Origin of the sequence: Pseudomonas sp. 30_B (assembly GCF_017491605.1) — a bacterium.
Lineage (GTDB): Bacteria > Pseudomonadota > Gammaproteobacteria > Pseudomonadales > Pseudomonadaceae > Pseudomonas.
This window is the reverse complement of record NZ_JAFGYY010000005.1, coordinates 40,657-64,008: the sequence shown is the minus strand read 5'-3', so window position 1 is coordinate 64,008 and position 23,352 is coordinate 40,657. Positions and strand designations below refer to the sequence as shown.

Sequence of the window (23,352 nt, the reverse complement as noted above, 5' to 3'; positions counted from 1 at the left end):
TTTATGGACAAGTCAGGCAAGCAAGGTCCGAACAACGAGTCCAGCCGCCCGAAGGCGCAGGTGCATCCGCAAGGTCCGCGCCACGAGGCGCCGAGGCTGTCGAGAGCTGAAGAATATTCCACCCCGAAATCGCGAGCCGAGGCGGGGCGGCAGAAGCTGTCCGACGCCGTCAGCGATGCCGGCAGAATGGCGCATCCAACGGGCGAAGCGAAGAACGCTGAAACAGTGCAGCACGCGGCCCGTGGCGATGACGACCTGATGAGCGAGGAGCAGCACAGGTCATGAAACGCTCCCTGCAGGCGCGCTTCAAACGCCAGTGGAAACACGCCCTGAGCCTCTGCCGCCGCGCTTGGCGGCAGTGCTGCGGAACAGTTGATGCCAAGCCTTCCCGGCCGCAACCGAAAAAGCCGGCAGCAAGTGCCGATAAAGCAGCGGCCGCCGCACGCGCGCAGGAGAATGCGCGCAGATGGGCCGAGAAATAGCGTGGCGACGGAGTTCCCGTACAGGCCTTCGTCCTCTCAACTGGATGTCGCCCCATTCGACTCGTCCGCGATCTTCAATCGGAAAAGGGGGCACTTCACCCAGTTCAGACACTCGTCTTCTGGGACTCCTTGGGCCCGGTTTGCTCCGAGGAGCCTTGAAGCACGAAGGCGCCAGCGGGGTCGGTGAGCGGCAGGCAGGACTCGGCAGAGTTTGCCGCTGTTGACGCCTTCCGCGTCGACCCCTTCAGGAAGTAAGGCGATGCCCAATCCCAGCGTCGTCAGTCGACGCAGCATGCCCACGCTGTTCAATTGAAAGCGCCTCTTTACTATGACTTCACTATGACTTCGACCCTTTCCGCGTGGCTGAAAAGGGCTCACTGATCAACCCTGGGCGCGCTGAGTCGCAGGCAATCCCGGCCCATCAATTCGAGCGGATGGCTCGGCTCGACGAGGCTCGCAGGGTGCGTCCTGCGGCATGGGCTTCGCTGCGCTCAGCCCATCCTACGAGGCATCTGTTCATCGGAGCGCAGGCGACTGCCGCGGTTTCCGTTCAATGCAGCTGTTCCCAGACATCGGTATCGGTCAGGTCCTCGGCGCTGACGTGCTTCGAACTGCCATAGGTGGGCGTGAGTTCGTAGGTGTCGTCGACCTCAGGGATCGCTAGGTAACGCACGCCGCTCAGCTTCTGCAAATACAGGCGTCGGGCGGCGCTCGGGGTGTTGTCGCACGGGCGCTGGATATCGAGGGGGAGCGAGAGACTGTCCATCTTTCGGCCTTCTGCACGGTGGCGTGGTGGCGTCGATTCATTCTGCTGCCGGTGCCAGGCCGGGTCTGTGCGCCGCAGCACCAAGGCACAGGGCCTGCCTGGGTGCGCTAGCGAACGGAAGGCGTGCCGTCTTCTGCCCATGATGATCGGGCGTTTGCGCCTGTCGGCAGGACTGGATCCCGCCGATGGAACAGCGCTTAAAGGCGATGCGTTCGCCGCGAGCGACAGAGGCGTGATCGCACGGGCGCGAAAGTGCTGACCCGCAAGCGCGGGTCAGCCTCGAGCGACTTTCTACGTACCTGTGGAGCACGACGATGACCAGATCACGAATGTTCGTTCCATTGCTCATGCTTGCCGCGCTTTCGCTCACATCGGTTGGGTTGCTGAACAGCGCGCGCGCAGCGACCGCGGAGGACCTGGACAAGGACTCCCGCCAGGCCCTGCAGATTCTCTACAAGGGCCATCCGCTCGCCGAGAGCATGTCCCACAAGGCCAAGGCCGTGTTGGTATTCCCCAAGGTCATCAAGGCGGGCCTGGTGTTTGGCGGCGGCTACGGTGAAGGCGAATTGATCAAGGGCTCGAAGGTCGATGGCTATTACAACTCGGTGACCGGTTCCTGGGGGCTGCAGGCCGGCGCCCAGTCGTATGCCTATGCGGTGTTCCTGATGAGCGACAAGGCCGTCCAGTACGTCGGCAACACCAAGGGCTGGGAAATCGGTGTCGGTCCGACCGTGGTCGTGGTGGACGAAGGGGTGGCGAAGAATCTCTCGACCTCGACGCTGAAGGATGACGCCTATGCCTTCGTCTTCGACCAGGAGGGACTGATGGCCGGTGTCAGCATCGAAGGCACCAAGATTTCCAGGATCAAGCGCTGAAGGGGGCGCCATGACCTGGCACGCGAGCGCGAAGGGAGCGGGGGGTGTGATGCCCCCTCTGGTAGGGGGCGCAGGATGTCGGGCGATTGCGGGGGCGCTCGACACCGGGAAGGGTTGCATCTCATTTCTTCAGTTCGTGGCCGACGATGCCGCCGATCGCGGCCCCGCCCAGGGTGCCCGCGGTGCTGCCGCCCGTGAGCACGGCACCGCCTACGGCGCCGACACCGGCGCCAATGGCAGTGTCACGGCCTTGCGTCGACATGGTGGGGCAACCTGCCAGGCTGGCGAGTAAAGCAACGACCAGGGCGCTTAGCGTGAATCTTTGCGTGATGTTCATGGGGGGGGCCTGTCAGCAAGCAGCGATCTGCCTATTGCTCAGGCTGCGCCCGGTGAGCCCTGGGGTCTGTACGCCAGGGCACGCACAGCGGTTTGTTTCGTTCCGGGGGGCGGCAGCCCCTAGACATACGGCTGGCCGCTGAAGCCGCGCGGCAGGCGCTGCAGTCCGGGGAGTCTGCTGAGCTTCTCCGCCCAGAACATCCGCCAGCCCTGGGTGCCATGGTCCTTCAGTAGCTTGCGGGCAGCCCTGCGCGCTGCATTGCGGATGTCCTTGCGGGCGAGCTGGAATGCATCGGTGCTCCTGCAGTTGCGGCATTTCACCCGTCCAGGCTCGTTGCTGGAGAGGAGATTGTCGCCATGGCGGCCGCAGGCCAGATGGCCGTTGACGCTGAAGTGCATGATCATGGGAACCTTCCTGGTCGGTCGGGGGCGACGCCGGGAAGCGGCAGCAAGCGATCGACGGTGTATCGAAGAGCCGCCCCGCGACGTTCGAGGGCAGGGCGGGCCTGGGGCGCTCATCGCGCCGGGCTAGTGGTTCCTGGCGATTTCCTCCTTGATGTCGCCGACGTCTTCCTGGAGTTCACCCAGCGATTTCTGCAGCCGGCCCTTGTTCTCCAGCGACTTGTTGCCAACCACCTTGCCGGTGGTTTGTTTGACCTGGCCGACGACCTGTTTGGCTTTGCCTTTGACTTGATCTTCGTTCACGGGACACGCTCCAACGTTGACGTAGGGGAATCGCCACCCGGCGATAAGCGCCGATAGAAGCCGAAGCCTTCGGCTCACAGACGTCCCAGCAGCACCAGGACGACAACCACGACCAGCAGCACGCCCAGTCCGCCACTGGGGAAGTAGCCCCAGTGGCGACTGTGCGACCAGTTGGGAAGGGCACCGATCAGCAGCAGGATCAGCACGACCAGCAGTATTGTTCCCAGGCTCATGGCGTTTTCCTCATGCGGGTGGATGCGGCCTGCCGGGCCGCTGCCCGGCAGTGTTGTTACTGAGAAAATCCTGGGCGCAAAGGGGCTGGGGGTCGGTTCGACAACGCACATAGAGGGGGGAGTTTTGCGCGGCCTCGGTTGCGGTTCGCGCTGCCGCTCCTAGGCCCGGGCGGAGTCGGGAGCCACTTCGCGCGGGGCGATCAACTGCCCTCGCCGGGTCCGACACGCGCGGCAGGTTTCGCGGGCGAGGCGTGTTCTTCCTTGTGCCGATCGGTGGTGATCTCGACCGCGATGGCTGCGGCCTGCTCGGCGGGCATGCCTTCGGCGCGGCGCTCATATTCCGCTTCGCCGCGCTCGTCGCTCTTGCGGATCTCCACGTCAGCGGCCTGCTCCTGCTGCCCCGGCAATTCGACCCGCAGTTCCTGGATGAGCATCAGCGCCGCCGCCGCCACGGGCAGCGAGAGCAGTGCGCCGGGAATACCCAGGAGAACGCTGCCCGCCAACAGAGCAAAGAAGATCACCGAAGACGGTAGGCGCAAGGCTTTTCCGTAGATACGCGGCACGATCAGGCGGTTCTCGAGTTCCTCGAAGGCGAGCATCAGCACGAGCACGATGCAGGTGATGGTAAAGCCCTTGATGAGCGCCACGCCCGTCACGGCTACCAGAACCAGCAGGCTGCCGATGTAGGGCAGGACGTCGGCCGCTCCGGCGAAAACGGCGATGGCCAGGGCGTTGGATATACCGCAGGCGGTCAACAGGCAGAACACGAACAACGCCATGCAGGCCGAGGTGATCAGTTGCCCGCGAATGTAGCCGCCGACGATGGTTTCCAGGTTGAGCATGATCCGCGAGAGCCGCACGTGATGTGACATCGGCACGATCAGGAACAGTCCGCCGCGCAGCCGGTCGCGGTCGAGCATGATGTACAGGGCGAGAAATACGGCGCTCAGGATGTAGGCGAAGATCGCCATCACATTGCCGGAGAGTTCCAGCACGCTGGAGGCGCTCACCGTGACCAGGTCGCCGACATGCAGGTCGCGGATTCTGTCCGCGAGGAGAGTGGTTAGTTGGTAGCCTTCCAGCCGCTCGGCGAGGCGTTCGCGCATGCCCTCCTGTTGATGCAAAAGGTTCGTCGCCTGCGCCATCAGTGCCGGAATCGTCAGGGTGATGAACAGCCCGCCCGCCATCGTCAGCCCGCAGAACACGATGGCGATGGCCAGCGTCCGGCGCATGTTACGCGCCTCGAAGTAGCGCACCGCGGGGCTGACGCTGCCGACGATGATGAGCGCCGAGACCAGCACCAGGACCACCGGCAGAATCCGGCTCAGCACCCAGAGGCCGGGGAGGGTGAGGGCCAGCAGAACCAGGGTACGGGGCGCTATTTCGAGGCGAATCACGCGGCGCCGCGGTTCTTCTGGAGGGCGTTGATCGGGAGCGGCAGTCGACACCTTCTCACCTCCGTTGCTGCAGGCGCCTCGACACCAGCGCCAGGCCAACGTCGAGGCTCACTGTCATGAACACCGAGCCATAGTCATGGCTAATACCGCTGGAGGCCGCCGCTGGCGATCCTCACTCGATCGCCCACGCGCAAACCGCCGGTCGTGCTCTGGTTCATCGTCTGAAAGGAACCGTCGTCCATGCGAACGCTGATGTTGTAGCTGGCCGACGTCGGATTGCGCGTCTCAATCTGGTGGCCGATGTAGGCGCCGCCTGCCGTGCCGGCGACTGTGGCGGCGGTCTTGCCGTTGCCTGATCCGACCTGGTTACCGGCGATTCCGCCAACCACGGCGCCAGCGAGGGTGCCCAGGCCGTAGCCTGTTCCGCCTACGCCCTGGTAGTCCTGATTGACGGCGACGATGGAATGCACCACGCCCGTACCGACGTACGCCGAGGTCGTGCGCGTGGGCATCTGCCCGTTGTCGGTGGTCGAGCCCGAATAGCCTGCATCCGGATAAAGCGGCGCGCAGCCGCCCAGGGCAAGGGCGCAGGTGATGCCGACGATGAGGCCGGGACTGATCATGATCCTCATGGCAAATCTCCTCTTCTGATGCTTGCCAAGCAGCACCGACCTGCAGCCGGTCTTGCGACGGTCTGCGACGGCGTGCGAGTCAAGAGTCTGGGCGCAATGAGCGCTGGGTTCAGTTCGATAGCGCACTGTGCACAGGACTTAGCGCACCGCCGCACGATGCCAGGAAGAAGACGAATGCCGAGCCCTGGCCGGGACTTGGGTAGCGCTCGAACCATTAAGTGTGTTGGCGCACCGACGCACCGGTGGGCAGCTGCCACTGTGGCTCCGCTCCCTCGCAGCTTCGCGAATTCCGGGATGCATACAGAGGTCGACATGAACAGAACAAGCAAGCACGACAGCACCAGCGGTTCGCCGAAAGGCGATAGCCCGACGCGTACGCAGGCACCGGCCAACGCCCAGGCCGAACGGACTCCCGACATGAAGGCTGGCAAGGAAAAGGTCACTCATCAGCAGCCGCTGCCCTCTAAGGGGGCTCACAAGGAACCGGCGCGTGCGGCCCCGGCCAAGCCCTTCGACAACCCGCCCGCTCACGCGGTTGACGCGCCCCAGCGCGGTTCGAAGAAGCCGTGAAAACTCTCAGCTCGGATCAGTTGATGGGCATGTGGAAGCAGTATGTCGGCGCGGCCAAGATCGCCTGGGGCGAATTGACCGAGGACGAGTTGCTGCAATCCCAGGGGCGTGGCGAAAAACTGGCGGGCCTGCTTCAGGAGCGCTACGCCATAAGCCGTGATGCCGCCGACGCGCAGGTCAAGCGCTTCCTCGATACCTTGCCCACGCTATAGAGCCAATCCTGCCCGCTCGGTGTTGTTCCGCAATGTCGAGCGTACTCAGGTCGCGGCCTTCCCCGTGGTGCGCCGGGAAGCCGGACGGCCGATTGCCGAAGTTCCGTATCGGCCTGCGAACGCAAGGGCTCAGATCAGTTGGTCGATCAGCACGGCGTTGGTGTAGATCAGCCTGCCATCGCTGGCCTGGTGCCCGACCAGGTGGAATTGGCCGCGTTCATTCGAATCCAGGTAGACGCGCATCCGGCAGTCGGACAACGGGCCGTATCCCGTTGGCAGGGTCAGGCCCAGTGTCGCCGCGTCGACGTCGACCATGACCTCCCGTTCATGGGTTCGTTGCAGGTACTCCTCGGCCTGCTCCAGGTGCAGATGATCGTCGCCGTTCAAGTGGAAATGGATGTCTTCCAGGGGCGTGGATTTCTGTTCGCTGCCGGTTTTGCACCAGCCTTCGATGGTCAGCGTACTCATGGTCGGGCCGCCTTCTGTGAGGGTTTGGGATAGTGCCTGCCGGCTGCGTCGTCGGGGCGCAGCCGGCAGGAGTTTCACCAGCTTCGATCGTTGGCGCGCGCGGGCTTCCTGCCGACGTTCGAGGGCTCCTTGTTATCGGCCGGCGTTGGACTGTTCTCCGTTGGCCGTGTATCCGAATACCGCTCAGCCCTGTTCGCCAGGGGCGAGTTTCGATTCGCACCGTGCTTCTGCTCCGCCGTCTTCCCGGTGGCGCCCTGTTTCCGGGGAGTGGACATGTACATGACGACCTCCGCTGCAATTTGGCGTCTCTCGCCATATCGAAAGACGCCCGGAGGAGCAGCGTTGCAGCATTGGCACAGAGCGTCGGTACGCTATCGAACATTCGAAACCGCTATACGCGTCGCCGGTGGATCAGTGCATCCAGTGAGTGACTAGCAACAGGGCAGCGCATGAACAGAACTCTCTAAACAGGTGAACCTTACGTGTGATCGTTGCCTCGGTAAGGCCCGGCCGGTTGCCCTCTTTCAGGTCGTTGATCGGTTACTTTAGGTAAGGGCGAAGTTTCACGCAGCCTGGGCCGAAAGCTGACCATGGTTCGTCTTGCTAAGACGAACCAGGGTAACCGGAAGGGCAGCTATTTGGCCGTTCTCTGCCGATCATGGTTTCAGACCGTTCTGGTCAAATCCGAGGCAATCGGTGGTCAGAGCGAATGCAAACGGACGGTCAAGTGCAATGCAATTTCGCACTTACCTAGGTCTCCACTAAGGAGTGGGCTTGGCCAATATCGGCGACTCCTCGCGCGTGGGGGTATTCACGACTGCCTGCGGGGCAACTCGGGGGCGGCCTCTTTTGCGCCGATTGCGCCGATGGTGTTTGGCGCTGCGCCGTTCATGTTTGGCGCGCTGGCGCAAGCATACCCATGCGCTGCGCCGATGCGCTGGGGGTTACAAGGGGGGGAGCGGCGCACTTTCGGTGCGGGTGATCGGCGCATTTTCGACCAGCTTGGCAGCCACCTCTGACAGATCTACCAGCTCCAGGCGCTCGCGTATTTTACGCTGGGGTGTTTTGTATTCGACGCGCCGAATGCGCCCGGCGCGGATCAGCGCCGTGATGGCGCGTGCGGCGCGTTGTCCCCCCGCCTTGCCCCGGAAGGTTTGCCCATACTCTGGCAGCGACTCCAGCGCCTTCATGGCCGAATGGGCGCCAGGGACGGTATGGGCTGGCACGTTGATTCCCGCATCATGGGCGGCCTTCATCGCCTGGATAATCTCGGTGCGGTCGAATTCTTCTGAGGTCAACCCCTCACCGTGGGCGCTAGCTTCGGGCACGGGCACGCCATCCACGAACTTGATCGACACGGGTTCGGCGCGTGCGCTCAGGTTGGCCTTTTCATGCGTCAGCAGAATGCGCCCGTCGTCTTCCAATAGCGCCAGGCGCGAACGGGCGCTGTTGTGCCAAGCGGTGCTCCCGCTGTAGCTGTTGCCGCCTCCGCCGTAGCGCGCAGCATTCTTGTCGATATGCGCTAGCAGTACCACGGCGGCATTGTACGTTCGGGCAATGCCTGCTAGGCCACGTACAAAGGCTCGCACGGTGCGTCGGCTGTTTTCGTTCGCATCGAAGGCGTCGGAGGCGTTGTCGATAACGATCATCCCCACACCACCGGCATGGCCGGACAATTCGCTGAAAGCCGGGGTGAATATCGGTGCGGCGTTGAGGCCGTCGCCCTCGGTCATCAGCGCAGCAAAGGTCTGGGTTCCGTCCAGCAGGCGTAGGCCAGCCAGTACCCTCGTAGCCGGCAGCCGGTATGCCTCAATGATTCGGCGCAAGCGAAGCCGCACAATGTTGGCCTCATCCTCCAGGCTCACGAACAGGACGGGAGATTGCTCGACCTCCAGGCCGGCGAACGGCAGGCCGCACGCAACATGTGCGGCGATGGCGAGGGCCAGGCTCGATTTGCCTATCCCACCATGCCCACCGAACAGAGTTACATGCCGGCGCGGCATCCATGGCTTTACGGCATGGCGCACAGGTTCCAGGCTGGCGCTCATCACGTCGTTTAGGGCTACTTTGACTAGCGCCGGGCGCTGCTGCTCTTGCTGTTTGTCCAGCTCTGCTAGCTGGCAGTTGAGTTGGTCGATTCGCTCATGAGCCAGGGCAAGCCGGGCGGCACTTTCATTGCTCAGGTCGCCGGCACTGACCTCTCCCTTTGCGGCTTCAACAACCACCAGTTCGAGACGACGTGCGGCTTCCAGCTTATTGCGTCGGTACTGCTGGCGTTGCTCAGGACTCAGGTTCTCGGGAAACAGGTCGCGCAGTTCCAGGCCGACGGTGGTCAGCACGTCACGAAGCTCACAGCCGGCGTAGCAGTGAACCAGGGCGCGACCATCGTCGCCACGCGAAAGGCTCAGGGAGGGGGACTTGTCTTCATGTGCCGGGCATCTGGCCATGTACTGCGCTCCGTGCTTCTTCACGCCTCTCAGACGCGATAGCAGCAGGTCCAGCGGGTCGCCTTGGTATTGGGGCATCAGCACAACGCCTCCAAAGGGAACAGACCGACCACGGCGGACAACACCAACAGTTCGACGACCAGCGGGTGAGGGCGGATGACTTGCGCCAGCCGACAGGTAATCAACCCGTTATGGCTGCGGGTGGGTATGTTCGACATGGAGTCAGCCCTCAGTGGTGGGGCCGGTGGTGCGCGTGAGATGGGCCAGTACGGCGCGGGCGTGGGGGTATTCGCTGGCCGGCAGGCTGTAACGCTTGGCGCTAGCAGGCTTACCCCAGCGGTTCGGGACACGCTCATGCTGACGCTGGAGGATCAGCTTGTGACGGTTGGCCAGCACGGAAACAGTGCTGGTCAGGCAATGGTCGCCGAGGTCTTCGGCCTCGAAGCGATTGAGGCTAGCGCCAGTGAGGAGGTAGGTCAGGATACGGGTAATTTTGCTGGGAGAGGTAGTGCCCATGTTTAGCGCTCCTCACCCAGTTGGGCCGCTACCCAGGCATCTACTTCTGCGCTGCTCCAACCCACGGCGCGGGTGCCGATTTTGTGAGCCTTGGGGAATTCGCCACGCTTCATCAACTCGTAGATCCAGGCGCGACCAAAGCCGGTGGCGTCCATAACTTGCCGCAAACGATAGATACGGCGTTCAGCACGGTTGAAGCGATTGGATGGGGCAGACATAGCCAAACCTCCTTTGCGCTCAGTGGCGCGTCGTAGAATTGGCTACGGATTAAATACACCAGTGCAAGGAGGGGCCATATCGAGATTCGGCCTCTGAGATTTTCCGGAAAAACTCAAGTCGCGGGTTCTTCCTGATACGCCTCGATGGCTGCGAGCGCTTCAAGCTCGGCAAGCTTCTGCGGCAGATTGAGGCGCAGAGGACGAACGTTTCTTTGGAAGCTCTCTCCTCCTTTGCTTGAGCCTCCTTGGCAATAGCCCACCGCCTCGGACATAAGCTGATACGGTATTTGGTTTCCCGTCAGTTTCGTCCAGATAAATAAATCAAGGTACGGCAGTAGGCCGTAACGAGCCCAGCTGTGATAGGCCGGTCGCTCTCGTTTGCTGGCAGTGCGTTGCTGTGATCGAACATCTTGCAGCCATGCCGAAAAGGCGTCCTTCAAAACGGAGTCCGTGGCTCGTAAGTTCACAAAGAGTGAACGGGACTCGTCGTTACTATTCTCAATAGGCGTTCTCATCGATGACTCTGGAATCCAGTCCCCGGCCGCTATCTTGTTCGCCGTCTGGGCCCATTGCTCAGCCTCTTTGGGAAAGGCTGGCCCCAACATCAGAGACATGCCGCCTTTGAAAGCAATATCAGCGAAGCTCAACGGCCTTACTGGGCTTTCCAAGGCTTCCCAGTCCAAGCGGAAGCAATCGGTTGGGTCGTTTCGGACTCGCTCTGCCAGATCGCTCGCGCCATCGATATCTCCAATGGATATCAACTCAATAATCAATTGTCGGGTCTTGAGGCAAGTCAGCCAGTCCATAGCCATAAATGACTCGCAGGATTGGTATTCTCGTAAGTTGAACCAGCCCGGCAGGTCTTCCACTCGACCAATTTTTGCCATCACACGCCCCCTAGGCGCTCCATCGATTAAGTCCGTTGGACGGCATGGAGTTCCGCTTCTTGCTCCATCACGCCAGTCCAGTCGGTGCCCCTTTAGGCGCGCCTGAAGTCGCCTTGAATGACATTGGCCGCAGGCGGCGTGGTGATGAACTGTGCCCATTCGGCCATCAGTGCCCGGCGCTTCTCCAAGAAGTCGGAGCGGGAATAGGCCGCCTCGGTTTGGTCCCGTTCGTCATGGGCTAGCGCCAGCTCGCAGACCTCGCGCGGGTAGTGGGTTCGTTCATTCGCCCAGTCCCGGAAGCTCGACCGGAAGCCGTGACGGGTCACGTCGTCATGGCCTAGGCTGTGTAGCAGGTTGCGGATGGCGTTCGCGTGGATGGCTCCGGTTTTGCCTTGGCCAGGGAAGAGAAACGGACTGCCCTCGATGCGCGGCAACTGCTTGAGCATTTCCACAACTGGTGGCGCCAGCGGTATCTCGAAAGCCTTGCGTGCCTTCATGCGCTCATCTGGCAGTGACCAGACGCCGGCTTCCAGGTTGAACTCATCCCAGGTAGCCAAGCGGATCATTTGCGCCCGTGCTCCGGTGAAGATCATTAGGCGGGTGGCCACCGCAGCACGAGAGTCGTGGCTAGCGAGGATAGTCATCAGCGCGGGTACGTCTTGCCATTTCATCGCGGCGAAGTGCTCGCGCTTGCGGGCCTTTTTCTTCTCCGCGCGGCTTAGCAGGTTGTCCAGATGCCCACGCCAGCGGGCGGGGTTGTCTCCCTTGCGTAGCTTGCGAGCCTTGGCAGCATCTAGTACCTGCTCGATTTGTCCGCGCACTTCGTCAGCAGTGCGGGTCTTGCTGCTCCAGATCGGTTGCAGGACGCGCAACACGTGCTCGGTTTCAACCTCGCTGACCGGGAGCTTGCCGATGGCCGGGAAGGCATACAGCTCCAGCTTGCGCAGCCAGCCCTTGCGCCACTTCTCCGACCAGGTGGAGCTGTGCGTGGTGTGGTAGTCGATTGCAAGGGACTGGAAGGTCACACGCTGTGCTTCCTTGGCTTGCTGCGCCTCCCGTTCGGCCTCGCGTTGGGCATCCCTGACAGCCATTGGGTCGATACCGTTCGCCAATTGCTTACGGTGGCCGGCCGCGATTAGGCGCGCTTCCTTCAAGCTCACTTCGGGATAGCTGCCCAATCCCATGTCGCGGCGCCGGCCCGCAATCTGATAGCGCAACAGCCAGGACTTGCTCCTGGATACCTTCACGACAAGACGCAAACCCTCGCCGTCCTCATAGGTGCCCGGCTCGTTCAGGTTTTCGACTTGCTTCGGGTTCAGCTTGCCCATGCTCCACTCCCTGATTCTGTCCCCACACTTGTCCCCACACTTTTAGGCTGGATGGGGATAGTTTTGGCTAGCGCTGAGTAGACAGATATTAGGCTGCAAGCCGCGCAGAGTCTAGGGTGTGGCAGACGTCGGTAGAAAATGCTGGGCATTAAAAAAGCCGGCTTGTGGCCGGCTTTCAGGGGGTGGTCCAACCTTACTTCTGGTACGGCAGACCGCCTTGATTCTGTGGCAACGCAGTGAGCTGCGTGCGGGGCGCAGATGGTAGCAAAGTCGGAACGAAAAGCCTAATCCCGGTCATGAAAAAGCCCCGCATTGGCGGGGCTTTTTGCTGCGCGGATGGTCCGCGCGACCATCACTTGGCCTGGTAGGCAGCGACGGCTTTGGTGATGTAGTCGCGAGCCTGGTCGGCATCGCCCCAGCCCTCGACCTTCACCCACTTGCCCTTTTCGAGATCCTTGTAGTTCTCGAAGAAGTGCTTGATCTGCTCCAGCAGCAGAGCCGGCAGGTCGGTGTATTCCTTCACGTCGCGGTACAGCACGGTCAGCTTGTCGTGCGGTACGGCGATCAGCTTGGCGTCGCCGCCGGCTTCGTCGCTCATGTTCAGCACGCCGACCGGACGGGCGCGGATCACGGAGCCCGGAGCGACCGGGTAGGGGGTCACGACCAGCACGTCCAGGGGGTCACCGTCGTCGGCCAGGGTGTTCGGGATGTAGCCGTAGTTGGCCGGGTAGAACATCGGGGTGGCCATGAAACGGTCGACGAACAGGCAGTCGGTGTCCTTGTCGATTTCGTACTTGATCGGCGCGTGGTTGGCCGGGATCTCGATGGCGACGTAAATGTCGTTCGGCAGGTCTTTGCCAGCCGGGATGCTGCTGTAGCTCATGGACGACTCCAGATAATGGTCGGGCCGAAAAAGTGCGGCGGATTATAGGCAGATTGCCGTGTCCAAGCCACAGACATCGCCTAGTGCGCCTGAGTTTCCTGATATTCGGGGTGTTCGCGCTGAAGCTGCTTCAGGCGCGAAAGCGGATCTTGCCGGTAGAACAGCGAAAGCTGTTCATAGACTTTGGGATAGGCCTCCTGAAGGAGGTCCGGGGCGGTGAAGAAGTACTCGCTGGTGACGGCGAAGAACTCCGCCGGGTTCTCGGCCGCGTAAGGGTCGATGGCGGTGTGCGCCTGCGGGTCGCGGTCGAGGTGACGGTTCATGTCGTCGTAGGCGCTCTGCATCGCGGAGGCCCAGTCTGCAACGCGCATGTCGCGGTGCAGCGGCGGCAGGCCGTTGGCGTCGCCGTTGAGCATGTCCAGCTTGTGCGCCAGTTCGTGGATCACCAGGTTGTAGGCGTCCCAGCCACCGCCGCTTTCCACGCCGGGCCAGGCGAGGATCACCGGGCCTTGCAGCGAGGTTTCTCCGGCGCGCTCGTCGTCGAACTCGTGGATGACGCCCGCCGGGTCGCGGTGCTTCTGCGGGCTGACGAAGTCGTCGGGGTAGAGCACCAGTTCGTGGAAGCCCTGGTACCAGTTCAATTCCGGCAGGTGCAGCAGCGGCAGTTGCGCCTGGGTGGCGAGCAGCAGGCGACGGAAGTCGTCCAGTTCGACGCCGGGCAGGGCGGAGAGGTGCTTGTCGCGCAGGAACAGCAGCGCCCGCTCGCCGAGCAGGCGCAGTTCGTCATCGTTCAGGCCGTCGAGGATCGGCAGGTGCCGGCGTACCTGCGCCCACAGCTGCGCGTCGAGCGGATGGCGGGCGAGGAAGCGCTGGCGGCGCCAGTCGCTGAAGGACCACATGGGTGATCAGCGCTCGCCGGTCTGGGCCTTGGCCGAGGGGCGCAGCTTGTGGCGGATGACGCCGATGATCATGGGCAGCAGGGAGAAGGCGATGATGCCGATGATCATCAGCGAGAGGTTCTGCTTGATGAACGGCACGTTGCCGAAGAAGTAGCCCAGGGTCACCAGGCCGCCGACCCAGGCGATGCTGCCGGCCACGCTGAAGGCCAGGAAGCGCAGGTAAGGCATGTAGGCCATGCCGGCGACGAAGGGCGCGAAGGTGCGGACGATGGGCAGGAAGCGCGCCAGGGTTACGGTCTTGCCGCCGTGGCGTTCGTAGAAGGCGTGGGTCTGGTCCAGGTAGTCGCGGCGGAACACCTTGGAGTCGGGGTTGCTGAACAGGCGTTTGCCCAATGTTCGGCCGATCACGTAGTTGGTGCTGTCGCCACTGATCGCCGCGAGCAGCAGCAGGCCGCCCAGCAGCCAGGGGTCCATGCCGCCGGCGGCGCAGATGGCGCCGGCGATGAACAGCAGGGAGTCGCCCGGCAGGAAGGGCGTCACCACTAGGCCGGTCTCGCAGAAGATCACCAGGAAGAGGATGGCGTAGATCCAGGTGCCATAGTTGGCCACCGCCAGCGACAGGTAGGTGTCGAGGTGGAGAATCAGGTCGATCGGGTTGAAATCCATGAGAAGCCTGTTTTGACAGCGGGGTGAACGTCCGGGGTGCGCATTATAGGGACGGTTGCGCGCCGGAAACGCGGTTCATCGCGTCCTGCGACGAACGTCAACTCAGGATATTACAGGTCGAAGGTGAAAATTCGGTTGGGGCGATGATGGAAACGCGCTGTGACAAATGTGCCTGAGTCCTCCGCCCTGGCGCAGGCCTGTGTCACAGCAGGCTGGCCTGCCAGCTCAGCAACTCTGGCAGGGGCGCCGGGCCCTGGGCGGCGCCGAGGTGCTGCGCGGGCGATGTGGCGGGCACCGGTAGCTGCTTGGCGACGGGGTGGTCCGCCACCTCCTGGGTGCGCATGGCGGTTTCCAGGTGTGCCTCGGCGATCAGTTGCTGCAGGCGGCCACTGCGCCGCAGGGTGCGCAGGCTGCGGTCGAGGCTGGCGGCCAGCGCTTCGCCTTCCGGACGGTTTTTGGGAACCAGGACGTAGAGTGGCTTGATGTCCAGCGGCGGTTCCACGAACACCAGCTGGTCGCGCAGCGCCGGGGCGTTCTGGTCGAGCAGTTGATAGCCGGTGTAGCGGTCCGCCACGGCCAGGTCGATGCGGCCGCGCAGGAGCTTTTCCAGGTTCTGCCAGTCGTTGCTGACCACTTCCTTGTTGAGGAAGTCGGCGGCGTCGAAGGCGCTCTGGTTGACGTAGCCGCGCACCACTCCGATGCGGTAGGGACGCAGGCTGTCGAGGTCGCCGGGGGTGATCGTTATGGCATGGTCGCGGCGACGGAAGAAGCCCAGCTGGGAATCCAGCAGCGGCATCGAGGTGTAGAAGTCACGGCTGCGGTCGGCGGAGAGGTAGGCCGGCATCAGCGCGTCGAAACGGCCTTCGCGGGTTTCGTTGAGCGCCCGTTGCCAGGGCAGGAAGACCAGCTCGGCCCTGTCTCCATTGAGCGCCAGGGCTTCGTCGAGGATGCGGCTGGCCAGGCCATGACCGGGCAGGTCAGGGCCGACGTACGGCGCCCAGTCCAGCGTGGCGATGCGCAGGGTCTGCGCCTGGCTGCCGGTGCACAGGAGCACGAAGAGGAGACTGAAGAGCAGGGCGCGACGCATGGAATCCCTTGATGGCGAGGTGATGGCCGGTCATCACTCTAGTGCGCCTGGCCCGCCGATTCCAGCGGGCCCCGGGTCTGCCGTCAGGTCAGGTCGTCGCTGATCGGCAGGATGTAGTTCTTGAACTCGGTATCTTCGCGGAAGCCGATGGACTCGTAGACCTTCTGCGCCACTTCGTTGTTGACGCTGGTGGACACGCGCATGCGCACGGCCTGGGTCTCGCGGGCCATCTGCCGTGCGGTCTGCAGCAGGTGGTCGGCCACCAGCTGGCGGCGGGCTTCCTCGGCGACATAGATATCGTTGAGGATCCATACGCGCTTGAGCGACAGCGAGGAGAAGCTCGGGTAGAGCTGGCAGAAGCCCAGCAGCTTGCTGTCGTCGTCATCCGGCAGGGCCAGGTAGATCACCGATTCCTTGCGGCGTAGGCGCTTTTCCAGGAATTTCCGCGAGGATTCGGGGTAGGGGAGCATGCCGTAGAACTCGCGGTATTTGACGAACAGCGGCGCGAGCAGATCGAGGTGGTCGAGCGTGGCTTGCACGATACGCATGGGCGGGCCTCGGCGTGGTGTGAATGGGCTGGTATGGCAATGCAGGGGCTATGCCAGCGGATAGCCATCTTGTCCGATGCTGCACCAGAAATTGTTGAAAACGCAATCCAAGCAAGCGTTTGATCTGGAGTAGTTGGCAAGGTAGGGCGCCAGGGGCGTAGGAGCGGACTTTGTCCGCGATAGGTCCGAATCGCGCCGGAGGCCATCGCGGCCGGAGTCCGCTCCTACGGGGTGTTTTTGTTCCGCGCGGAAATGTAGAAGTGCATTACGCAGCGGACGGGCATTCAGGTCAGCAGGAAATTCGCCCCCGGTCCGCTGCCTTCGAGTGTCGGCAGTTCCGCCTCGTCCTTCAGGTTCACCCCCGACAGTTGCCGGCGGCACGCTTCGCGCATCAGGTACAGCAGGCGGTGGGTGGCCAGGCCGTAGCTCAGGCCTTCCAGCCGCACGTTGGAGATGCAGTTGCGGTAGGCGTCGTTCAGGCCGACCTTGGGCGCCCAGGTGAAATACAGGCCCAGGCTGTCGGGCGACGACAGGCCGGGGCGTTCGCCAATCAGGATCACCACCATCTTCGCCCGCAGCAGCTCGGCCACTTCGTCGGCCACGGCGACGCGGCCCTGTTGCACCAGCGCGACCGGCGACAGGTTCCAGCCTTCGTTGCGCGCCTGTTCTTCCATGCGTTCGAGGAAGGGCAGGCTGTGGCGTTGCACGGCCAGCGAGGAGAGCCCGTCGGCGATCACCACCGCCAGGTCGTAGCCTTGCGGATGGCGATCGGCGTGGCGACGCAGGATATCCGCTGATTCCTCGTCCAGCCGGCGGCCCAGGTCGGGCCGTTGCAGGTAGGTGTCGCGGTCGGCGGCGGCGCTGTGCAGCAGCAGGGTTTCGCGGCCGCGCTCGGCCAGTTGCCGGGCCAGGCCGTCACGGTCGAAGGGCAGGTGCACGGCGTCGCGCGCCTGGGCATGGGCGAACTGGAAATCCAGTTGCGCGCCGGTCGGCAGGCTGGTGCCGGCGCGGCCCAGGGCGATGCGCGCGGAGGTCAGGCGGCGCAGTTCCTGCCAGGGGTTGGGGGTGAAGCTGTCGCTCATCGAAGACTCCTCAACTCAGGACAGTTGCGCGAGCGCGTGGCGGAAGGCGCCGGGCAGCTGGCCGGCCATCTGCACGCGGCCGTCCTGCTGGCGGAGGATTTCCATGCGCGCCAGCCATGCCTCGAATTCCGGCGCCGGCCGCAGGCCCAGCGTCTGGCGCACGTAGAGCGCGTCGTGGAAGGAGGTGGTCTGGTAGTTGAGCATCACGTCGTCGGAGCCGGGGATGCCCATGATGAAGTTGATCCCGGCCACGCCCAGCAGGGTCAGGAGCATGTCCATGTCGTCCTGGTCGGCCTCGGCGTGGTTGGTGTAGCAGATGTCGCAACCCATGGGCACGCCGAGCAGCTTGGCGCAGAAGTGGTCTTCCAGGCCCGCGCGGATGATCTGCTTGCCGTTGTACAGGTACTCCGGGCCGATGAATCCGACCACGGTGTTCACCAGGAACGGCTTGAAGTGCCGCGCCACCGCGTAGGCGCGGGTCTCGCAGGTCTGCTGGTCGACGCCGTGGTGGGCGTTGGCCGACAGCGCGCTGCCCTGGCCGGTCTCGAAGTACATGAGGTTGTCGCCCAGGGTGCCGCGCTTCTGCGACAGCCCGGCCTCGTAGCCTTCCTGGAGGATCGACAGGCTCACGCCGAAGCTGGCGTTGGCCGCCTCGGTGCCGGCGATGGACTGGAACACCAGGTCCAGCGGCGCGCCGCGGTTGATCGCTTCGATGGAGCTGGTGACGTGGGTGAGTACGCAGGACTGGGTGGGGATCTCGTAGCGCTGGATGATCGCGTCGAGCATCTCCAGCAGGGTGCAGATCGACTGCAGGCTGTCGGTGGCCGGGTTGATGCCGAGCATGGCGTCGCCGTTGCCGTAGAGCAGGCCGTCGAGCACGCTGGCGGCGATGCCGGCGGGGTCGTCCGTCGGGTGGTTGGGTTGCAGCCGCGTGGACATGCGCCCGCGCAGCCCCAGGGTGTTGCGGAAGCGGGTGACCACGCGGATCTTCTGCGCGACCAGCACCAGGTCCTGCACGCGCATGATCTTCGATACCGCGGCGGCCATTTCCGGCGTCAGCCCGGGCGCCAGGGCGCGCAGGCTGGTTTCGTCGGCGGCGTCGCCGAGCAGCCAGTCGCGCAGGCCGCCCACCGTGAGGTGGCTGACCGGCGCGAAGGCCTGGCGGTCGTGGCTGTCGATGATCAGCCGGGTGACTTCGTCGCTCTCGTAGGGGATCAGCGCCTCGTCGAGGAAGTGCTTGAGCGGGATGTCGGCCAGCGCCATCTGCGCGGCGACGCGCTCGGCGTCGCTGCCGGCGGCGACTCCGGCGAGCCGGTCGCCGGAGCGCGCCGGGCTGGCCTTGGCCATCACCTCGCGCAGGCTGTCGAAGCGCCAGGTCTGGCCACCGACGCTGTGGGCGAATCCGGACATGACGCTTCTCCTCAACCCTGGCTTGCGAACGATGCGTCGGTGCCGCGATTGAGGCTGATGACGATGCTGCAGATGGAGCAGCCGCCGATCATCAGCACCAGGAACACCGAGGCGATGACGCTATTGAACCATAGCATCGCCGCCAGGCAGACCAGCGCCAGGACCAGCGCGATCGCCGGCACCACCGGGTAGCCCGGTGCGCGGAAGCTGCGCTCCAGGTCCGGCTCGCTGCGGCGCAGCTTGAACAGGCTGAACATGCTCATGATGTACATGACGATGGCGCCGAACACGCTCATGGTGATCATCGCCGCGGTCAGGGTCATGCCCTGCAGGCTGATCAGGCCGTCGCTGAAGATCGCCGCGATGCCCACGGCGCCGCCGGCGAGGATGGCGCGGTGCGGGGTCTGGAAGCGCGACAGCTTGGCCAGGCCGCGCGGCAGGAAGCCGGCGCGGGCCAGGGCGAAGAACTGCCGCGAGTAGCCCAGGATGATGCCGTGGAAGCTGGCCACCAGGCCGAACAGGCCGATCCACACCAGCATGTGCATCCAGGTGGAGTTGTTGCCGACCACGGCTTTCATCGCCTGCGGCAGCGGGTCGTTGATGTTCGACAGGGCACGCCAGTCGCCCACGCCGCCAGCGAAGATCATCACGCCGATGGCCAGCGCCACCAGGGTCAGGATGCCGGCGATGTAGGCGCGCGGGATGGTGCGTTTCGGGTCCTTGGCTTCCTCGGCGGCCATGGCCGCACCCTCGATGGCGAGGAAGAACCAGATGGCGAAGGGGATCGCGGCGAAGATGCCGGCCATAGCCGGGGCGCCGAATACGTCGGAGCCGGCCCAGCCGTTGAGCACGAAGTTGCTGAAGCTGAAGCCCGGCGCGACTACGCCCATGAACACCAGCAGTTCAGCCACGGCCAGCAAGGTCACCACCAGCTCGAAGGTGGCGGCGATGCTTACGCCGAGGATGTTCAGGGTCATGAAGATCACGTAGGCGCCGGTGGCTGCCCACTTCGGATCGAGACCGGGGAACTGCACGTTGAGGTAGGCGCCGATGGCCATGGCGATGGCCGGCGGGGCGAAGACGAACTCGATCAGCGTGGCGATGCCGGCGATCATCCCGCCGGTCTTGCCGAAGGCCCGCAGGCTGTAGGCGAAGGGGCCGCCCGCGTGGGGAATGGCGGTGGTCAGTTCGGTGTAGCTGAAGATGAAACAGGTGTACATCACCGCGACGATCAGCGTGGTGACGAGGAAGCCCAGGGTGCCGGCGGCGGCCCAGCCGTAGCTCCAGCCGAAGTACTCGCCGGAGATCACCAGGCCCACGGCGAGGCCCCAGAGATGCAAGGTTCCAAGCGTCGGTTTTAGTTGTGATGCGCTCATCATGATTCCTCTGCCGCAAGGGGCGTGGACGGATACCTGAGCCTCGATGGTAGTGGCGCAAAGCCCCGTTAGACTTGACCGCTGGAACCGGCTTTTGCCGTGCAGGGTCAACTTGCTGTTACCCATCGCCCCACACAGGGTGAAACGCCCGAACATGGTGCCGGAATCATGCCAGCTGCCCCATGGGGTGGCACCTGCAAGCCAGGCGTGGCGCTGTGTTCGCGTTTTGTGCGATGGCTGTGAGGCACGGGATTTGCTTTGTAAAACAGTCCCCGTTATTCAGGGGGCAAAGTGCTTGCGTGTTTCATAACAAGATCGGTAACCGTCATGAGCCAGCCCCTGTTTTCCCATCCCGGCCTGAGCTTGCCTCTGGCCAACAACATCGGTGTGCTGTCCGCTGCCGCCAGCGGTCTTGGCCGCTTCATCGGCGACCAGGGTGGCGACATCGACAGGGTTTTCGGCCGTGCGGGCATCGATCCCGAGCGCTTGCTGCATCCCACCCTGAGCCTGGCGCTGACCAATTATTGCCAGGTGCTGGAAGAGGCAGCGCGGCAGTCCGGCTGCGACAACTTCGGGTTGCGCTATGGCGAGCAATTCCGGCCCCGTGAGCTGGGCCTGCTGGGGTACGTCGGGCTGTGCTCGGAAACCCTGGAGGACGCCCTGAAGAACTTCGCCGCGGCCTTTCCCTATCACCAGCACGACACCCTGATCCGCCTGGTGGATTGCGGCGAGTGCTACCGCTTCGACTACCAGGTGCGCCATGGCGCCATCCTCGAACGCCGCCAGGACGCCGAGCTGACCCTGGGCATGGCGCTGAACCTGATGCGCCATACGCTCGGCCCCACCTGGGCGCCGCGTGCGGTGAGCTTCGAGCACGCACGGCCGGAAGGCTGGCAGGAGCATGGCCGGGTGTTCGATGCGCCGGTGCTGTTCCAGCGTGGCTGCAACTCGATGCTGATTCCCAAACGCGACCTTTACGGCCGGCAGATGCCCGAGCGTGACGCCAACCTGCTGTTCCTGGTGCAGGATGTGATCCGTCGCCTGGGCGAGCAGGGCGGCGCGCCCAATCTGGTGGAGGATGCCGGTACGCAGATTCGCCTGGCATTGAGCGAAGGCGAGCCGTCGCTGGAGATGATTGCCGAGCAACTCGAACTCACCACGGCAGGTCTGCAGCGCCGCCTGCGCGAGGCCGGGCTGAGCTTCAGCCAGCTGGTGGAAAACACCCGCCGAGAGCTGGCGCTGCACTACCTGCGACAGCCCCAGCGGCCCATCTCCGAACTGGCGCCGCTGCTCGGCTATTCCGAGACCAGCGCCTTCTCCCGTGCCTTCCGCCGCTGGTTCGGGGTCAGCCCCCGGCAGTGGCGCAGCGACGCGCACTGACCGGCTTTTCGTAGGAGCGAGCTTGCTCGCGAACGGGGTTTTCCCGGCGACTTCGATGCTGGGCGGGTTCGCGAGCAAGCTCGCTCCTACAGGTTTTGCTCGGTATCCGAACCCTGCGTAGGAGCGGACTCCGTCCGCGATGACATCCGGCACGTCGCGAACCTATCGCGGACGGAGTCCGCTCCTACGAAAAGCAGCTCGCCGATAGCTTTTCCCCGGACATAAAAAAAGCGCGGCCCGCAGGCCGCGCAAAGATCGATTGGAGAGAATGCCCGGCTCGCGCCGGGCGGATGGATCAGAAGAAGCCCAGCGGGTTGATGTCGTAGCTCACCAGCAGGTTCTTGGTCTGCTGGTAGTGGTCGAGCATCATCTTGTGGGTCTCGCGGCCCACGCCGGATTTCTTGTAGCCACCGAACGCGGCGTGCGCCGGATACAGGTGGTAGCAGTTGGTCCACACACGGCCGGCCTTGATGCCACGGCCCATGCGGTAGGCACGGTTGATGTCGCGGGTCCACAGGCCGGCGCCCAGGCCGTACTCGGTGTCGTTGGCGATCGCCAGCGCTTCGGCCTCATCCTTGAAGGTGGTGACGCCCACCACCGGTCCGAAGATTTCCTCCTGGAACACGCGCATCTTGTTGTTGCCCTTGAGCAGGGTCGGCTGGATGTAATAGCCGGTGGACAGGCTGCCATCGAGCTTCTCGACCGAGCCGCCGGTCAGCACCTGCGCACCTTCCTGCTGGGCGATGTCGAGGTAGGAGAGGATCTTCTCGTACTGCTGCTGGGAAGCCTGGGCGCCGACCATGGTGTCGGTGTCCAGCGGGTCGCCGCGCTTGATCGCCTTGACCTTCTTCATCACCACTTCCATGAACTGCGGGTAGATGGATTCCTGCACCAGCGCGCGGGACGGGCAGGTGCACACCTCGCCCTGGTTGAAGAAGGCCAGCACCAGGCCCTCGGCGGCCTTCTCGATGAAGGTCGGCTCGGCCTGCATGATGTCTTCGAAGTAGATGTTCGGGCTCTTGCCGCCCAGCTCCACGGTCGACGGGATGATGTTCTCGGCGGCGCACTTGAGGATGTGCGAGCCCACCGGGGTCGAGCCGGTGAAGGCGATCTTGGCGATGCGCTTGCTGGTGGCCAGCGCCTCGCCGGCCTCGCGGCCGAAGCCCTGGACGACGTTGAGCACGCCCTTGGGCAGCAGGTCGCCGACCAGCTCCATCAGCACGCAGATGCCCAGCGGGGTCTGCTCGGCCGGCTTGAGCACGATGCAGTTGCCGGCGGCCAGGGCCGGGGCCAGTTTCCAGGCAGCCATCAACAGTGGGAAGTTCCACGGGATGATCTGCCCGACCACGCCCAGCGGCTCATGGATGTGGTAGGCGACGGTGCTGTCGTTGATCTCGGCGGCGGAGCCTTCCTGGGCGCGGATGCAGCCGGCGAAGTAGCGGAAGTGGTCGGCGGCCAGCGGAATGTCGGCGTTCAGGGTTTCGCGGATCGGCTTGCCGTTGTCCCAGGTCTCGGTGATGGCCAGCAGTTCCAGGTTCTGTTCGATGCGGTCGGCGATCTTCAGCAGGATGTTCGAGCGGTCCTGTACCGAAGTGCGGCCCCAGGCGTCGGCGGCGGCGTGGGCGGCGTCCAGCGCCTTGTCGATATCTTCGGCAGTGGAACGGGGGAATTCGGCGATGGGCTGGCCATTCACCGGCGAGGTATTGGTGAAGTACTGACCCTTCACCGGCGGGACGAATTCGCCGCCGATGTAGTTGCCGTAGCGCGCCTTGAAGGAAACCTTGGCGCCTTCGGTACCGGGATGGGCATAACGCATGGTCGAATCTCCTGGGTCTTGTGCTTGTTGGGGAGGACGTTGATCAAGCGTAGAGCAAGGGCCGGGCCATGCCAGCGCAATCCGCGCCGCACTAGGCCTCGGGCTTTTTTCTGGAAATGCCAGAAAGCCCGCT

Annotated in this window: 28 protein-coding genes; 6 read left to right on the top strand and 22 right to left on the bottom strand. The window is 63.8% G+C overall.

The window, feature by feature from the left end; translation table 11 throughout:
* Positions 1 to 3 precede the first annotated feature (3 nt).
* Both J5M67_RS06800 and J5M67_RS06795 read left to right on the top strand, forming a co-directional pair.
* Positions 4 to 285, top strand: a complete 282-nt coding sequence (locus J5M67_RS06800; protein ID WP_207884560.1) for a hypothetical protein — start codon at positions 4 to 6, stop codon at positions 283 to 285.
* Positions 282 to 482: a hypothetical protein gene (locus tag J5M67_RS06795; RefSeq protein WP_207884559.1), complete on the top strand. Its 201-nt coding sequence runs from the start codon at positions 282 to 284 to the stop codon at positions 480 to 482. The genes J5M67_RS06800 and J5M67_RS06795 overlap by 4 nt, the downstream gene beginning before the upstream one ends.
* Positions 483 to 1,032: 550 nt before the next feature.
* Here the strand turns inward: J5M67_RS06795 and J5M67_RS06790 are convergent.
* The gene (locus J5M67_RS06790) at positions 1,033 to 1,248 is read right to left on the bottom strand and encodes a hypothetical protein (RefSeq protein ID WP_243434546.1); all 216 of its coding nucleotides are present in this window, start codon (positions 1,246 to 1,248) and stop codon (positions 1,033 to 1,035) included.
* Positions 1,249 to 1,562: 314 nt separating this feature from the next.
* On the opposite strand from J5M67_RS06790, the gene J5M67_RS06785 reads away from it, so the two are divergent.
* Positions 1,563 to 2,123, top strand: coding sequence for a YSC84-related protein (locus tag J5M67_RS06785; RefSeq protein ID WP_207884558.1), 561 nt, complete (start codon positions 1,563 to 1,565; stop codon positions 2,121 to 2,123).
* 121 nt (positions 2,124 to 2,244) lie between these two features.
* Here J5M67_RS06785 and J5M67_RS06780 read toward each other — a convergent pair whose 3' ends face one another.
* From J5M67_RS06780 to J5M67_RS06755, 6 genes are all read right to left on the bottom strand, one after another.
* Positions 2,245 to 2,460, bottom strand: a complete 216-nt coding sequence (locus J5M67_RS06780; RefSeq protein WP_207884557.1) for a glycine zipper 2TM domain-containing protein — start codon at positions 2,458 to 2,460, stop codon at positions 2,245 to 2,247.
* Between the two features lie 119 nt (positions 2,461 to 2,579).
* Positions 2,580 to 2,864, bottom strand: coding sequence for a hypothetical protein (locus J5M67_RS06775; RefSeq protein WP_207884556.1), 285 nt, complete (start codon positions 2,862 to 2,864; stop codon positions 2,580 to 2,582).
* Between the two features lie 123 nt (positions 2,865 to 2,987).
* Positions 2,988 to 3,164, bottom strand: coding sequence for a CsbD family protein (locus J5M67_RS29555; protein ID WP_207884555.1), 177 nt, complete (start codon positions 3,162 to 3,164; stop codon positions 2,988 to 2,990).
* Between the two features lie 74 nt (positions 3,165 to 3,238).
* Positions 3,239 to 3,397, bottom strand: a complete 159-nt coding sequence (locus J5M67_RS06765; protein WP_207884554.1) for a DUF3309 family protein — start codon at positions 3,395 to 3,397, stop codon at positions 3,239 to 3,241.
* A gap of 200 nt (positions 3,398 to 3,597) precedes the next feature.
* Entirely contained in the window at positions 3,598 to 4,845 is a 1,248-nt protein-coding gene (locus J5M67_RS06760) for an AI-2E family transporter (protein ID WP_207884553.1), read from the bottom strand.
* Positions 4,846 to 4,934: 89 nt separating this feature from the next.
* Complete coding sequence (locus J5M67_RS06755; RefSeq protein ID WP_207884552.1) at positions 4,935 to 5,426, bottom strand: glycine zipper 2TM domain-containing protein; 492 nt, start codon at positions 5,424 to 5,426, stop codon at positions 4,935 to 4,937.
* A 312-nt stretch (positions 5,427 to 5,738) separates the two neighbouring features.
* On the opposite strand from J5M67_RS06755, the gene J5M67_RS06750 reads away from it, so the two are divergent.
* Together J5M67_RS06750 and J5M67_RS06745 are read left to right on the top strand one after the other, a co-directional pair.
* A complete protein-coding gene (locus J5M67_RS06750) occupies positions 5,739 to 5,996 on the top strand; it encodes a hypothetical protein (RefSeq protein ID WP_207884551.1) in 258 nt (85 codons plus the stop codon).
* Complete coding sequence (locus J5M67_RS06745; RefSeq protein ID WP_207884550.1) at positions 5,993 to 6,208, top strand: CsbD family protein; 216 nt, start codon at positions 5,993 to 5,995, stop codon at positions 6,206 to 6,208. The genes J5M67_RS06750 and J5M67_RS06745 overlap by 4 nt, the downstream gene beginning before the upstream one ends.
* A gap of 129 nt (positions 6,209 to 6,337) precedes the next feature.
* On the opposite strand, the gene J5M67_RS06740 is transcribed toward J5M67_RS06745, so the two are convergent.
* The 14 genes from J5M67_RS06740 to eat all read right to left on the bottom strand — a co-directional run bounded on the left by J5M67_RS06740 (position 6,338) and on the right by eat (position 20,026).
* A complete protein-coding gene (locus J5M67_RS06740) occupies positions 6,338 to 6,676 on the bottom strand; it encodes a hypothetical protein (protein WP_207884549.1) in 339 nt (112 codons plus the stop codon).
* A gap of 944 nt (positions 6,677 to 7,620) precedes the next feature.
* A complete protein-coding gene (locus J5M67_RS06735; protein WP_207884548.1) occupies positions 7,621 to 9,201 on the bottom strand; it encodes an AAA family ATPase in 1,581 nt (526 codons plus the stop codon).
* Between the two features lie 144 nt (positions 9,202 to 9,345).
* Positions 9,346 to 9,639, bottom strand: a complete 294-nt coding sequence (locus J5M67_RS06730) for a hypothetical protein (protein WP_207884547.1) — start codon at positions 9,637 to 9,639, stop codon at positions 9,346 to 9,348.
* Between the two features lie 2 nt (positions 9,640 to 9,641).
* Complete coding sequence (locus tag J5M67_RS06725; RefSeq protein WP_207884546.1) at positions 9,642 to 9,857, bottom strand: AlpA family transcriptional regulator; 216 nt, start codon at positions 9,855 to 9,857, stop codon at positions 9,642 to 9,644.
* A gap of 113 nt (positions 9,858 to 9,970) precedes the next feature.
* Complete coding sequence (locus J5M67_RS06720; RefSeq protein ID WP_207884545.1) at positions 9,971 to 10,744, bottom strand: DUF6387 family protein; 774 nt, start codon at positions 10,742 to 10,744, stop codon at positions 9,971 to 9,973.
* A 92-nt stretch (positions 10,745 to 10,836) separates the two neighbouring features.
* Positions 10,837 to 12,072: an integrase arm-type DNA-binding domain-containing protein gene (locus tag J5M67_RS06715; protein WP_207884544.1), complete on the bottom strand. Its 1,236-nt coding sequence runs from the start codon at positions 12,070 to 12,072 to the stop codon at positions 10,837 to 10,839.
* A 352-nt stretch (positions 12,073 to 12,424) separates the two neighbouring features.
* Complete coding sequence (ppa, locus tag J5M67_RS06710; protein ID WP_207884543.1) at positions 12,425 to 12,955, bottom strand: inorganic diphosphatase; 531 nt, start codon at positions 12,953 to 12,955, stop codon at positions 12,425 to 12,427.
* 80 nt (positions 12,956 to 13,035) lie between these two features.
* Positions 13,036 to 13,854 (bottom strand): zinc-dependent peptidase, encoded by an 819-nt coding sequence (locus tag J5M67_RS06705; protein ID WP_207884542.1) that lies wholly within the window; start codon positions 13,852 to 13,854, stop codon positions 13,036 to 13,038.
* A gap of 6 nt (positions 13,855 to 13,860) precedes the next feature.
* Complete coding sequence (locus J5M67_RS06700) at positions 13,861 to 14,520, bottom strand: DedA family protein (RefSeq protein ID WP_207884541.1); 660 nt, start codon at positions 14,518 to 14,520, stop codon at positions 13,861 to 13,863.
* A gap of 202 nt (positions 14,521 to 14,722) precedes the next feature.
* Positions 14,723 to 15,607 (bottom strand): ABC transporter substrate-binding protein, encoded by an 885-nt coding sequence (locus J5M67_RS06695; RefSeq protein ID WP_207884540.1) that lies wholly within the window; start codon positions 15,605 to 15,607, stop codon positions 14,723 to 14,725.
* A gap of 83 nt (positions 15,608 to 15,690) precedes the next feature.
* On the bottom strand, positions 15,691 to 16,155 hold the full coding sequence (locus J5M67_RS06690) for an N-acetyltransferase (RefSeq protein ID WP_207884539.1): 465 nt from the start codon (positions 16,153 to 16,155) through the stop codon (positions 15,691 to 15,693).
* Positions 16,156 to 16,439: 284 nt separating this feature from the next.
* A complete protein-coding gene (gene eutC / locus J5M67_RS06685; RefSeq protein WP_207884538.1) occupies positions 16,440 to 17,237 on the bottom strand; it encodes an ethanolamine ammonia-lyase subunit EutC in 798 nt (265 codons plus the stop codon).
* A 15-nt stretch (positions 17,238 to 17,252) separates the two neighbouring features.
* On the bottom strand, positions 17,253 to 18,647 hold the full coding sequence (locus tag J5M67_RS06680; RefSeq protein ID WP_207884537.1) for an ethanolamine ammonia-lyase subunit EutB: 1,395 nt from the start codon (positions 18,645 to 18,647) through the stop codon (positions 17,253 to 17,255).
* A gap of 11 nt (positions 18,648 to 18,658) precedes the next feature.
* Entirely contained in the window at positions 18,659 to 20,026 is a 1,368-nt protein-coding gene (gene eat / locus J5M67_RS06675; RefSeq protein ID WP_243434544.1) for an ethanolamine permease, read from the bottom strand.
* A gap of 324 nt (positions 20,027 to 20,350) precedes the next feature.
* On the opposite strand from eat, the gene J5M67_RS06670 reads away from it, so the two are divergent.
* Positions 20,351 to 21,403, top strand: coding sequence for an AraC family transcriptional regulator (locus J5M67_RS06670; protein ID WP_207884535.1), 1,053 nt, complete (start codon positions 20,351 to 20,353; stop codon positions 21,401 to 21,403).
* Positions 21,404 to 21,698: 295 nt separating this feature from the next.
* Here J5M67_RS06670 and J5M67_RS06665 read toward each other — a convergent pair whose 3' ends face one another.
* Positions 21,699 to 23,219: an aldehyde dehydrogenase family protein gene (locus J5M67_RS06665; RefSeq protein ID WP_207884534.1), complete on the bottom strand. Its 1,521-nt coding sequence runs from the start codon at positions 23,217 to 23,219 to the stop codon at positions 21,699 to 21,701.
* Positions 23,220 to 23,352 lie beyond the last annotated feature (133 nt).